The sequence below is a fragment of the Brenneria salicis ATCC 15712 = DSM 30166 genome (assembly GCF_003315515.1).
Lineage (GTDB): Bacteria > Pseudomonadota > Gammaproteobacteria > Enterobacterales > Enterobacteriaceae > Brenneria > Brenneria salicis.
Genome location: NZ_QNRY01000068.1, coordinates 1 through 13,240 on the forward strand (window position 1 = coordinate 1; position 13,240 = coordinate 13,240).

Consider the following 13,240-nt stretch of genomic DNA (forward strand, 5'->3'; position numbering starts at 1 on the left):
AAAAATGTCAGACAATTTATTAAAACCGCATCACCTTTCCCAGGCAACAAACCTGGACTAACAAAAGTGGAGCGGTAATAGGCGCAGTTATTTAGCTATGAAGAGATAGTTGGAGTTAATGCCGCTTGCTTAAGAACGAGCGGCATTTTTTCAGGTAAGATTGACGGCTTGTCTGCCTATATCAGATAAAAAAGGATCGTCGGCCTGGTAGTGATCCGCTATAAAGATTTACATGGTATATGGCCTGTTTCTTTGTTGATCATTTCTATTTGACAATTTTGCATTGTATCTGAAATTATCTTACCTTGTTCTAATTGAATAACACGGTCTGCCATTGAAATGGTTTGTTGTCTGTGTGCAATAATTAAACGAGTTAAATTCAAATTACTTATTTCTTTATTTACCGCTTTTTCATTTTTAATATCAAGATGGCTAAAAATTTTATATTTTCCAACTGAACGAACAAAATATTAATTTGATAGACTCTTAATTATATGCTTGGTATAAATAATTACATATAGACGCTAAAAACGTTTAACCCATGTCATGCGCCCCCAAGTCCTACCGCAACCGCAATATCTTCTGGTATCTCGTTGCCGCCTGTTTGATACTACCCGCAACCATTAGCATTATTAACATTACATTAACGCCCAAACTATGTCATCTCAGCCGAAACAATCGGGTCTCAGCCTGCCTCTGACTCTTATCATGTCCGTGGCAACCGGCCTCGCCGTTGCCAGTAATTACTATGCTCAACCGCTGCTGGAAACCATCGCCAGAGCATTTGAACTCTCCTTCAATCAGGCTGGTTTTATCGTTACCGCCGCTCAGCTAGGGTACGCCGTGGGTTTAATGTTTCTGGTTCCTCTCGGAGACATGTTTGAACGGCGGACACTGATTGTCAGTATGACGCTGCTCGCCGCTGGCGGCATGCTGATTACCGCCTCCGCTACCACGCTTTGGCTGATGATCACCGGCACCGCGTTAACCGGGCTATTCTCTGTCGTCGCGCAAATTCTGGTGCCGCTCGCCGCCACGCTAGCGACGCCAGAAACCAGAGGCAAGGTGGTCGGCACCATCATGAGCGGCCTGCTGCTTGGTATCCTGCTGGCTCGAACCGTCTCCGGGGCGCTGGCCTCATGGGGCGACTGGCGTACCGTCTACTGGGTCGCCAGCACACTGATGACCATCATGGCGTTGATACTCTGGCGGGGGCTGCCGCGTGTCCCACAGGAGAACAAGCTGAATTATCCGCAACTCTTAGCCTCGATATTCCGGTTGTACGCCACCTCGCCACTGCTGCGTACCCGTACGTTGCTGGGTTGTTTTACCTTTGCCAACTTCAGCATCCTGTGGACATCCATGGCTTTTCTGCTGGCCTCCCCACCCTATCATTATTCCGAAGGGAAGATTGGTCTGGTCGGCGCCGCTGGCGCATTGGCGGCATCACGAGCGGGACGTCTGGCCGATAAGGGGAAAGCCCGACAAACTACGTTCGCCGGTCTGCTACTATTATTACTGTCGTGGCTGTTTGTGGCGTTTGGTGCTCAATCAGTCATCGCGCTCTTAATCGGCATCATCGCATTGGATGATCTTGCCGTTCAAGGCGTTCATGTCACCAACCAGAGCGTGATCTATCGCATGATGCCGGAAGCACGTAACCGCCTGACAGCCGGTTACATGACCAGCTATTTTATCGGCGGCGCGTTGGGATCGATGATTTCCGCCTCGGCCTATCAGCACTGGGGTTGGCTGGGCGTATGCGCGGCAGGCAGCGTGACCAGTCTGTTGAACCTGCTGGTCTGGTGGCGGGGTAACCATGATGAACACCCCATCGCCGCGGCGCCTTCAGGTCGGTAAACACGCACATTAAAGCGCCTGTAAAGTACCAATTCCCGATAAGGTGCTGATCCGATTATCAGTCTGTCGGGTTTTAAAATAGCCGACCAATGTACCAATATTGATGACATGACAGAGGCTTGATCCGTTTTCTGGATGCCTTTTTCTTACTTTCTGACACAGAATTAAACGCGCTTTCTCGTTTACCCATATAGTAACATTAGTTACTATATGGACCGTGATTAATGAGGTTTATATAAAAATGGATAGTTCCTTTACTCCCATCGAACAAATGCTAAGCCTGCGAGCTTCACGTAAACCCGACTTCCCCCACCAGGAAGTCCTGTTGCTGCGTCTATGTATGCATATGCAAAGCAAAATTCTGGAACACAGAAACAGAATGCTTAAAGAGCAAGGGATTAATGAAACCTTGTTTATGGCATTAATTACGCTGCAATCTCAGGAATCTCACAGTATCCAACCCTCCGAACTCAGTGCCGCGCTGGGCTCATCGCGTACTAATGCCACGCGCATCGCTGACGATCTGGAGAAGAGGGGCTGGATAGAGAGACGTGAAAGCCATAGCGACCGCCGTTGTCTGCATTTGCATATGACGGAAGCCGGTAAAATGTTCCTTGAGCAGTTGCTTCCTCCACAACTTAAAAGTCTCCATTTTCTCTGGTCGGCACTCAGTGGTGACGAACAAAAACAGTTGGAAGTGCTGATGCGCAAACTCCTGACGCGGCTGGATGAAATGGATGAAATGGATGAAATATAAATAATTTTCATAAAGATACCATGACCTCATTGCATCTGATATTTCCCGATAACAGTTTCATCGGGTGGCGATATTTTCCGCCGAAAAGACCGATTTGCGTTTCCTTAGTTCAGGTTGCGACAGGTTAACGTAACCACTGATTTTGTGAGCAGCGCATCATCGTGATGCGCTGCGAAATATCAATCGTGACAAGACGATTGCCAGAGGCGGTGACCGCGATATCCGGCAAAAAAGAGAGCAAGAGAGAACACCCCATGAGTGAAAACGTGGAAAATCAGACGCCTCAACAACCTGCGGAGAAAAGCAGGAAGAATAAGCGTAAACGGATAATGACCTTGCTGGCCTTTATCTTTATTGTGCTTGGCACGGTTTGGTTTATTTACTGGTTTCTGGTGCTCAGACATCATCAAAGCACGGACGATGACTATATTGCCGGTAATCAGGTTCAGGTGATGGCGCAGGTGAGCGGCAGCGTCACCCGCGTGAATGTCGATAATACCGATTTCGTTAAACAAGGCGACATTCTGGTCGAACTGGACCCGACGGATGCACAGCAGGCGTTTCAACGCGCGGAAACCGAACTCGCCAGCAGCGTGCGTCAAACACGCCAGTTAACCATTAATAGTAAGCAGTATCAGGCCAATATCGAGTTGCGCCAGACTGAACTGAACAAAGCGCAAAGCGACTTAACTCGCCGGGAGGCGCTGGGCAACGCCAACGCTATTGGTCGTGAAGAAGTCCAGCACGCCCGTGATGCCGTCGCCAGCGCCAAAGCATCCTTGGAAGTAGCCAAACAGCAATATCTCGCTAATTAGGCAATGGTAAGGGATACCCCGCTGGAACAGCAGCCCGCAGTGCAACAAGCCGCCGCTGCAATGCGTGATGCCTGGCTCACCTTGCAGCGGACTAAAATCGTCAGTCCGGTTAATGGCTACGTTTCACGCCGCAGCGTTCAGGTAGGCGCCCGCATTTCTCCTACTTCCGCATTAATGGCCGTGGTTCCAGCCGATCGCCTGTGGGTTGATGCCAATTTTAAGGAAACCCAACTCGCCAATATGCGTATCGGCCAACCGGCTACGGTTATCGCCGATATCTATGGCGACGATGTGGTTTTTCAGGGCAAAGTGGTTGGCCTGGATATGGGAACCGGCAGCGCGTTCTCGTTACTGCCCGCACAAAACGCTACCGGCAACTGGATCAAGGTTGTCCAGCGTCTGCCGGTACGTATTGAGTTGGAACCGCAACAAATCGCGACACACCCGCTGCGTATCGGTTTATCAACGTTGGTTAACGTCGATACCGCGAATACCGACGGTAAAGCGTTAGCCGAAACGCCACGCGGCGCGCCGGCCTATTCCAGTGATGCTTTGTCGCTGGATCTCACGCCGGTCAACCAAATGATTAGCGGCATCATCCAGGCCAACGCGGGTTAATCCGTCAGGAGAGCAACGTGCCGAGAGAACCGCTTAAAGGTGCGAGTCTGGCTTGGATGACCATCGCCTTATCACTGGCGACGTTCATGCAGGTTCTGGACTCCACTATCGCCAACGTCGCCATTCCGATTATCGCGGGTAATCTGGGAGCTTCTAACTCGCAGGGTACGTGGGTGATCACTTCGTTCGGGGTCGCCAACGCGATCTCCATCCCGATTACGGGCTAGCCAAACGTTTTGGTAAGGTCCGCCTGTTTCTTTGGTCTACCATCCTGTTTGCGCTAACTTCCTGGCTGTGCGGCATATCCAACAGTCTGGGAATGTTGATTTTTGCCCGCGTCTTGCAGGGGATTGCCGCCGGGCCGCTTATCCCGCTGTCGCAGAGTTTGTTGCTCAACAACTACCCGCCAGCCAAACGCAGCATTGCGCTGGCGCTCTGGTCGATGACCGTGGTGGTGGCGCCGATCTGTGGTCCGATTCTGGGCGGCTGGATCAGTGATAACTATCATTGGGGCTGGATCTTCTTCATCAACGTGCCGCTGGGGGTCGCGGTTGTCCTGCTCACCTTGCAAACCTTGCGCGGGCGGGAAACCAAAACCGAAATCAGACCCATTGATACGATTGGACTGGCGCTACTGATTGTCGGTATCGGCAGCTTGCAGATGCTGCTCGACAGAGGCAAAGAACTCGACTGGTTCAACTCCAGCGAAATCATTATTCTACTGGTGGTCGCCGTTATTTCGCTGGCCTTTCTGATCGTCTGGGAGCTAACGGACGATCACCCGGTCGTGGATTTGTCGCTGTTCAAATCGCGTAATTTCACTATCGGCTGCTTGTGCATCAGTCTGGCCTACATGTTCTATTTCGGCGCGATTGTGTTGCTGCCGCAATTACTGCAAGAGGTCTACGGCTATACCGCAACCTGGGCTGGTCTGGCATCCGCCCCGGTGGGATTGATGCCGGTAGTGCTGTCGCCGCTCATTGGCCGCTTCGCGCCGCATCTGGACATGCGCAAGCTGGTCAGCTTCAGTTTTATCGTATACGCCATCTGTTTTTACTGGCGCGCCTACACCTTTGAGCCCGGTATGGATTTTGGCGCATCGGCGTGGCCGCAGTTCGTGCAGGGGATTGCCGTGGCTTGTTTCTTCATGCCGCTGACCACCATCACGTTGTCGGGATTGCCGCCGGAACGACTGGCCGCGGCTTCCAGCCTGTCCAACTTTGCCCGAACGCTGGCCGGGTCGATCGGCACGTCCATCACCACGACCTTATGGACGCAACGTGAATCCTTGCACCATGCTCATCTGACGGAGTCGGTAACGCCTTATAATCCGCTGGCACAGGAAACCTATCAGCAGTTGCAGGCTATGGGGATGAGTCAATCTCAGGCTTCCGCCTATATCGCACAGGAGATTACCGCACAGGGGCTGATTATCTCCGCTAATGAAATCTTCTGGGCCGCCGCCGGCATATTTCTGGTATTGGTGGTCCTCGTCTGGTTTGCCCGTCCGCCCTTTACCTCCGCCAGCGGAGGCGGCGGCGCGCACTGATCGGCTTATACTCGCCAGCCGATCGTCCGCTGATTAAAAACGTATTCCACCGTGCAGGATCAGAAAGAGGCATCCGGGAATGCCTCTAAGGTTTCATCAGGCTTGATTCTGCCGCCACCACTCAGCAAGCAGAATACCTGCCGCCACAGAAATATTCAGACTTTCCACCTTACCGGTGCCGCCGATCGAAACGTTGACATCGCCTTGTTGCCACGCGCTATCAGACAAACCGTCGCTCTCCTGTCCCAGCACGATCACCGTTTTGGCCGGGAACATGGTTTTCGACAGTGCCGTACCTTTATGGCTGGAGGTGGTTACAATGGTATAACCTGCCTGGCGGAATTCGCCTAATACCGACAGAAAATCATCCGCATGGATGGCTTTCACATGCTCAGCGCCGCCCTCTGCGGTACGCACCGCCGCACCCGACTCCAGTTGCGCCGCATCCTGCAGCAACACGCCTTTCACGCCAAAATGCGCGCAACTGCGCATGATCCCGCCGAGGTTATGCGGATTACCCACATCTTCCAGCGCCAACACGCAATCACTCTCGCCAGCCGTTTGCAGATACTCGCGGACATCCATCCCCTGACGTTTCTTAATCAGGAAACAAACACCGCCGTGATGCTCCGTACCCGACGCTTTGATGAGTTCTTCATCGTCAACCACGTGATAGGCTTTACGATTTGCCGCCATCCAGCGCAAGGCCTCCCGGAAGCGCGGCGTCACTTCTTGCAGGAACCACGCACGGACAATCGCCTCCGGGCGGCTCTTGAACAATGCGTGACAGGCGTTCTCACCGTAAACACGCGTCTCTTCCTGACGCTGGCGGCGAATTTGCGCGGGATCAATCTGGCTTTTACCACTGATACCGCCGTGATCGGGTTCAGAAGCTTCGCCAGGAGCACGAGAAACCGTTTTCCATGGGGAATCATGAGCGACGTCTTCGTTGTGCGGGCGACGAGGAGCCTCGCCAGCACGATCGTTGCGCGCTTTGCCCCAGGGACTTTTCTCACGGGCTTCGCCATCACGCGTCGGGTTTTCACGAGCATAACGCGGGTTGGTATCACGCGGATGCGGGGGTTTTACACGATTATCGCGCGAGCCACTCCCTGCGCCTCGACCACCACGGTTCACACTACGGCGATCTTTACTTTCAGGACGCTTGTTTTTGTTATCTTTCTCGCCCTCATCCTCGCTACGGACATACATCACACGGACTTTGCCGCTCTTACTATTGAATGAATCGTTCATCGTTCTCTCCACCTACGCGCTGGGCGCGAAGATTACCTCATGTACACCTGCTTAGCTACCAACTTGTCGTCACGCTGGCTAAAAGTCCGTAGCTATTGTAGCTATTGAGTAAACCACATTGTTGACAATCTCGCAGTCCACCATACTTAATTCACCGTTGTTGACCTTTTATTACGGCATTGCAATCCGTTTACTCAACAACATCATCCTTATTTTAGCCCCTTTCCATTTGAGGCCCTATTATGAATACGGTATGCGGCTCTTGCCACACAACCAATCGTCTGCCGGAAGAACGCCTTGACGACCATGCGAAATGCGGACGCTGCGGCGATCCATTATTCACTGGCGATGTGGTGAATGCGACAGAAGAGACGCTTGACAAGCTGTTACAGGACGATTTACCGGTCGTTGTCGATTTCTGGGCGCCCTGGTGCGGACCTTGCATCAACTTTGCACCCGTGTTTGAAAGTGTCGCACAAGATCGCGGCGAAAAAATACGCTTTATTAAAGTGAATACCGAATCGGAACCGCAACTCAGCGCCCGCTTCCGCATTCGCAGCATCCCAACGCTGATGCTGTTCAAACAAGGCCAACTGGTGGATATGCTCAATGGTGCGCTACCGAAAGCCCCTTTTGAAGCCTGGCTGGATGAATCGCTGTAAAAAATCACGCTAATCCGGGGCATTATCGCCCCGGCTCTTTTGGTCGGATGCGGAGTCGATTAGAATAACGGACTTCTAAATTTGTTTTGCCCATGATGGCCGAAATGTGACCGGCTCCCGGCAACACTCAACCGTGTCGAATACGTCATGACCAATAACGCCGTGCTCCAACTGCGCCAGCAACGTCTTGAGCAGTCAACCAAACCGTTTCGCGCCCGTGGTTGCCGTGTGGTGCGCTGCCAACACTGCCTGCTGCCGGTTAAGACCTGCCTGTGTCACACCATTCGGTCATTTGACTCACGCAGTCGTTTTTGTCTGGTGATGTTTGATACCGAACCGCTTAAGCCAAGTAATACCGGACGATTAATCGCCGATATTTTACCGGACACGCAAGCCTTTCTCTGGTCACGCACGTCACCGAACCCACAACTGTTGAACGTGTTGAACACCCCGGATTATCAGCCTTATCTGGTCTTTCTGGCCGACGAAGCCGAAAACGGACGTCAGGTGTTGCGCCAGTTACCCGCTCAAGGGAAACCGCCGCTGTTTGTGCTGCTGGACGGCACCTGGCCGGAAGCACGCAAAATGTTCCGCAAAAGCCCGTATCTGGATACTTTGCCTATTCTGTCGCTGAATGTGGATGCGCTATCCCGCTACCAGTTACGTGAGGCCAGCGGCGCCGGACAGCATTGTACCGCCGAAATTGCGATCGCCTTACTCGCACAGGCTGGCGATCATATGGCCGCGGACGGCCTGTCCACTCACTTTGACCGTTTTAGAAAACATTATCTGGCCGGAAAGTCGCATCATACCTTACGGGAAACTTTACCCACCGTCACAGCATAATCGCCAGAAAACGTTTAGTATCAAATAGTCTTATCCAACAGGAGTGACTTATGAGCCAACGTGGATTGGAAGCATTATTGCGTCCCCGATCGATAGCCGTTTTAGGGGCATCGGAAAAGGCGGGACGGACGGGTTTTCTGATGATGCGAAACCTGCTTGATGGTAGCTTCAGCGGTCCTGTGCTTCCTGTTACGCCGAAATATCGCGCCGTCTGCGGTGTTCTGGCTTATCCGAATGTCGCCAGCCTGCCAATGAACCCCGATTTGGCGGTGCTCTGCACGAACGCCAGCCGTAACCTGACGTTGCTGGAAGAATTGGGACAGTGCGGCTGCAAAACCGTCATTATTCTTTCAGCCCAGCCGTCGCAATTCAGCGAGTTAAAAGCCTGCGCGGTTCGCTACCACATGCGTTTATTAGGTCCGAACAGTCTGGGTCTGCTCGCGCCCTGGCAAGGGTTTAACGCCAGCTTTTCCCCTGTTCCGATTATGAAAGGCAAATTGGCTTTTATTTCCCAATCCGCCGCCGTATCCAATACGATCCTGGACTGGGCGCAACAACGAGGGATTGGCTTTTCCTACTTTATCGCGCTGGGCGACAGCCTCGATATTGATGTCGATGACGTGCTCGATTTTCTGGCGCGTGATGGCAAAACCAGCGCCATTCTGCTGCATCTCGAACACATCAGCGATGCTCGCCGTTTTCTTTCCGCGGCGCGCGGCGCTTCAAGAAATAAGCCGATTCTGGTGATAAAAAGCGGACGCAGCCAGCAGGCGCAACGGCTACTGAACAGCCAGCGTCACGGTTTGGATGCCGCCTATGATGCGGCCATTCAACGTGCCGGTTTGTTGCGGGTACGTGATACCCATGAGCTATTTTCAGCGGTGGAAACCCTGAGTCACCTGCGTCCATTACGTGGCGAACGACTCATAATCGTCAGCAACGGAGCGTCACCCGCGGCGCAGGCGCTGGATCAGTTGCTCAGCCGACAAGGTAAACTTGCGACACTCAGCGAATCAACGCAAAACCTGTTGCGGGAAAAATTACCTGCGCACGTCGCCATCGGCAATCCGCTCGACCTGCGTGATGGCGCGACGGCAGCACATTATCAGGATGCGCTATCGATACTACTCGATAGCGACGACGCCGATGCATTGCTGATTATCCATGCGCCCAGTGCAGCGGCGCCAGGCACCGAAAACGCGGAACAATTGATCAACCTGTTTCAACACCATCCGCGCGGCAAACGCATTACGCTGCTGACAAACTGGTGCGGTGAATATTCTTCTCTGGAAGCCCGACGTTTGTTCAACGAGGCGGGTATTCCCACCTACCGCACGCCCGAAGGCGCCGTCACCGCGTTTATGCATATTGTCGAGTATCGGCGTAACCAAAAACAACTGATGGAAACGCCAGCGCTGCCGCTGGATCTGGCCATCAATACCAGTCCGGCGCATGAACTGATCCATCAGGCGCTGTCAGATGGCGTTACCCAGTTGGATACCCATGAAGTCCAGCCCATTCTGCAAGCCTATGGTTTGCATACCTTGCCAACCTGGATTGCCAATGACAGCCCGGAAGCAGTGCATATCGCGGAACAAATCGGTTATCCGGTCGCCATCAAGTTACGTTCCCCCGATATCTCTCATAAGTCGGAAGTTCAGGGAGTGATGCTCTACCTGCAAACTGCCGGAGACGTTCAACAGGCGGCGGATGCCATCCTCGATCGCGTGAAGCGAACTTATCCTCAGGCAAGAATCCACGGCCTGCTGGTTCAGGGGATGGCAAACCGCGCCGGCGCTCAGGAACTACGTATCGCCGTCGAACAGGATCCGGTATTTGGACCGCTGATTATGTTGGGAGAAGGCGGCGTCGAATGGCGTGAAAAACAGGCCGCCGTTGCCTTGCCGCCGCTCAATATGACGCTGGCGCGTTATCTGGTGCTACAAGCCGTCAAAGGCGATAAAATCCGGGCCAGCAGTGCGCTACAGCCGTTGGATATTCCGGCCCTCAGCCGTCTGTTGGTACAGGTTTCCAACCTGATCCTTGATTGCCCGGAAATCTCCCGGTTGGATATCCATCCCCTGCTGGCTTCAGGAAGTGAATTCACCTTATTGGATGTCACGCTGCACCTTTCGCCTTTTAGCGGCGATCCACAGTCAAGATTGGCGATCCGACCCTATCCGCAGGAGTGGGAAGAGACGGTGACACTCAAGGATAATACCGCTTGTCTGTTCCGTCCCATCCTTCCCGAAGATGAACCGCTGCTGAGTAAATTCATTGCAAAAGTGACGAAAGAAGACCTCTATTACCGTTATTTCAGCGAAATTAATGAATTTAATCATGAAGATTTAGCCAATATGACCCAGATTGACTACGATCGGGAAATGGCGTTTGTCGCCATCCGCCAGACCGAGAAAGGACCTGAGATAATCGGTGTGACGCGCGCGATTTCAGACCCCGACAATACTGACGCTGAATTCGCCGTTTTGGTACGTTCGGATTTGAAAGGACTGGGGTTGGGCAGACGATTGCTGGAAAAGCTCATCCAGTATGCCCAGGCTCACGGATTGAGACGGCTGAATGGTATCACCATGCCCCATAATCAAGGCATGATCGCGCTGGCAAAGAAACTGGGTTTTAGTATCGATATTCAACTGGAAGAAGGTATTGTGGCGCTGGAATTGCCGTTTAAAAATTAATCAGACTTCGTGATATAGCTCCCGCTGTCAGGATATGTTCTACCACTCAATGGTAAAACTTGCTCACAACAGCTGGAAAGTAATGGTATTATCGCCCGATTCGGCTATTCCTTAACTTTTGATAATGGCCTCTGGGCCATACACTGATGAGAGAAGAAACGCACTGTGATGTTGTCAAAATTTAAACTCAATAAATACCAACAACACCTTGCACAATTGCCCAAAATCCCTCAGACAGCAGATGATGTTCAGACTCTTCACACACCTGAACTTTTTCGCACAACGCTGATAGAGGCTATTCTGAAAGCCAGGAAACGCATTTATTTAGTGGCGCTGTATCTTGAGCGTGATGATGGCGGCATGGGTATTTTGTCTGCGTTATATGAGGCGAAACGGCAGTATCCCAAACTTGATATCCGCATTCTGGTTGACTGGCATCGCGCCCAACGTGGGCGGATAGGGGCAATGGCAGAAAATACCAACGCCGACTGGTATTGCGATATGGCGCATAAATATGCGGATATCCAGTTTCCTATCTATGGCGTACCGGTTAACACCCGCGAAGCATTGGGTGTGCTGCATCTGAAAGGTTTCATCATTGATGACACAGTTATCTATAGTGGCGCCAGCCTGAACGATGTCTATTTGCATCAGCATGACAAGTATCGTTACGATCGCTATCAGGTAATTCGTAACTCGATACTGGCTGATACAATGGCGCAATATATTCAGAAGATCCTGGCGGCGCCGGCAATCCAACGACTGGATCGTATCGATCGCCCCAAGAGTCTGGAAATTAAAAATGAAACCAAACAGTTTCGTCAGGCGTTACGCACAACAGGCTATAATATCCCTGAGTGTAACAGCGCTGATGTTGAACTGACTGTCACACCGCTGGTTGGTTTGGGCAAACAGAGCCCGCTGAATAAAACCATCCATCATTTGATGTACTGTACAGACAGCCATCTGGTGATGTGTACACCGTATTTTAATCTCCCTGCTCTACTTATGCGGAATATTATCCGCCTACTGCGGCAAGGTAAGAAAGTTGAAATTATTATCGGCGATAAGACAGCTAATGATTTTTATATCCCGGAAAATCAACCGTTCAAAATTATTGGTGCTTTGCCTTATCTTTATGAAATCAATCTGCGCCGTTTCCTGAGCAGGCTACAGCGCTATATTGATGCTCAGCAACTCGTCGTCAGATTATGGAAAGACGGTGATAACAGCTTCCACCTGAAAGGCATGTGGATAGATGATAAATGGCAGTTGCTGACGGGTAATAACCTCAATCCTCGTGCCTGGCGTCTGGATTTGGAAAACGCCATATTGATTCACGATCCCAAACAGGTTCTGTTAGCACAGCGTCTGGAAGAACTGGATAAAATCAGAGTTCATTCTCAGGTCGTCACAAGTTATATGGAACTGGAAAGCATTGCGCAATATCCGGTAAAAGTCCGTAAGCTCATTCGACGCTTGCGCCGCATTCGCATAGACAGGCTGATTAGCCGTATTCTTTGATATTGCTGCGATATTAATAAAATAAAACCCCCGGCGTTGCGGTTCAACGCCGGGGGTTTTATTTTAATCATTAGGATAACGAGATTGCGGCCTCAGCGAGGAAAAATCGAGATAAGGACATTGAAAATAAGATAGACAAAAGGCCATCCTTTTACTGGATGGCCTTTTGTTTTTATTGAAACCTGGCAGTTCCCTACTCTCGCATGGGGAGACCCCACACTACCATCGGCGCTACGGCGTTTCACTGCTGAGTTCGGCATGGGGTCAGGTGGGACCACCGCGCTATCGCCGCCAGGTAAATTTTTTTTAAGCCGAAATATTAACCCAATTATTACTGGTGCTGATACCCAGAGTCGAACTGGGGACCTCACCCTTACCAAGGGTGCGCTCTACCAACTGAGCCATATCAGCGCACCTGAATGTTTGATGCCTGGCAGTTTATGAACCCTTTCAGACTTCACCCTTCGGGCCGTTGCTACGCAACGTTTAAAAGCCTCCGGCTTTTTTCCTACTCACTCTCGAGTAGCGAACTGCCCCTCAGGTCCACTGCAACCACTTAATTTGATGCCTGGCAGTTCCCTACTCTCACATGGGGAGACCCCACACTACCATCGGCGCTACGGCGTTTCACTGCTGAGTTCGGCATGGGGTCAGGT

General features: G+C 51.7%; 7 protein-coding genes, 1 tRNA gene, 2 rRNA genes and 2 pseudogenes. 8 read left to right on the forward strand and 4 right to left on the reverse strand.

Features of this window, described 5'->3' with window-relative positions; genetic code table 11:
* Positions 1–657: 657 nt before the first annotated feature.
* The 4 genes and pseudogenes from DES54_RS17630 to emrB all read left to right on the forward strand — a co-directional run bounded on the left by DES54_RS17630 (position 658) and on the right by emrB (position 5,599).
* Positions 658–1,860: an MFS transporter gene (locus DES54_RS17630; RefSeq protein ID WP_113869606.1), complete on the forward strand. Its 1,203-nt coding sequence runs from the start codon at positions 658–660 to the stop codon at positions 1,858–1,860.
* A 241-nt stretch (positions 1,861–2,101) separates the two neighbouring features.
* Positions 2,102–2,617 carry a transcriptional repressor MprA gene (gene mprA, locus DES54_RS17635; protein WP_113869608.1) on the forward strand — a complete coding sequence of 172 codons (516 nt, stop codon included), beginning with the start codon at positions 2,102–2,104 and terminating at the stop codon, positions 2,615–2,617.
* 254 nt (positions 2,618–2,871) lie between these two features.
* Positions 2,872–4,050: pseudogene (emrA, locus tag DES54_RS17640) on the forward strand (multidrug efflux MFS transporter periplasmic adaptor subunit EmrA).
* A 56-nt stretch (positions 4,051–4,106) separates the two neighbouring features.
* A pseudogene (emrB, locus tag DES54_RS17645) lies at positions 4,107–5,599 on the forward strand (multidrug efflux MFS transporter permease subunit EmrB).
* A gap of 96 nt (positions 5,600–5,695) precedes the next feature.
* On the opposite strand, the gene DES54_RS17650 reads toward emrB, so the two are convergent.
* Positions 5,696–6,853: a tRNA/rRNA methyltransferase gene (locus tag DES54_RS17650; protein WP_113869610.1), complete on the reverse strand. Its 1,158-nt coding sequence runs from the start codon at positions 6,851–6,853 to the stop codon at positions 5,696–5,698.
* 242 nt (positions 6,854–7,095) lie between these two features.
* On the opposite strand from DES54_RS17650, the gene trxC reads away from it, so the two are divergent.
* From trxC to pssA, 4 genes are all read left to right on the forward strand, one after another.
* Positions 7,096–7,515, forward strand: coding sequence for a thioredoxin TrxC (gene trxC, locus DES54_RS17655; RefSeq protein WP_113869612.1), 420 nt, complete (start codon positions 7,096–7,098; stop codon positions 7,513–7,515).
* 147 nt (positions 7,516–7,662) lie between these two features.
* Entirely contained in the window at positions 7,663–8,361 is a 699-nt protein-coding gene (locus DES54_RS17660) for a tRNA-uridine aminocarboxypropyltransferase (protein ID WP_113869613.1), read from the forward strand.
* Positions 8,362–8,411: 50 nt separating this feature from the next.
* On the forward strand, positions 8,412–11,060 hold the full coding sequence (locus DES54_RS17665; protein ID WP_113869615.1) for a bifunctional acetate--CoA ligase family protein/GNAT family N-acetyltransferase: 2,649 nt from the start codon (positions 8,412–8,414) through the stop codon (positions 11,058–11,060).
* 168 nt (positions 11,061–11,228) lie between these two features.
* On the forward strand, positions 11,229–12,584 hold the full coding sequence (gene pssA / locus DES54_RS17670) for a CDP-diacylglycerol--serine O-phosphatidyltransferase (RefSeq protein WP_113869617.1): 1,356 nt from the start codon (positions 11,229–11,231) through the stop codon (positions 12,582–12,584).
* 180 nt (positions 12,585–12,764) lie between these two features.
* Here pssA and rrf (DES54_RS17675) read toward each other — a convergent pair.
* The 3 genes from rrf (DES54_RS17675) to rrf (DES54_RS17685) all read right to left on the reverse strand — a co-directional run.
* Positions 12,765–12,880 (reverse strand): 5S ribosomal RNA (gene rrf / locus DES54_RS17675).
* A gap of 39 nt (positions 12,881–12,919) precedes the next feature.
* Positions 12,920–12,995 (reverse strand) — tRNA-Thr (locus DES54_RS17680).
* A gap of 155 nt (positions 12,996–13,150) precedes the next feature.
* Positions 13,151–13,240 (reverse strand): 5S ribosomal RNA (gene rrf / locus DES54_RS17685); the annotation flags it as partial.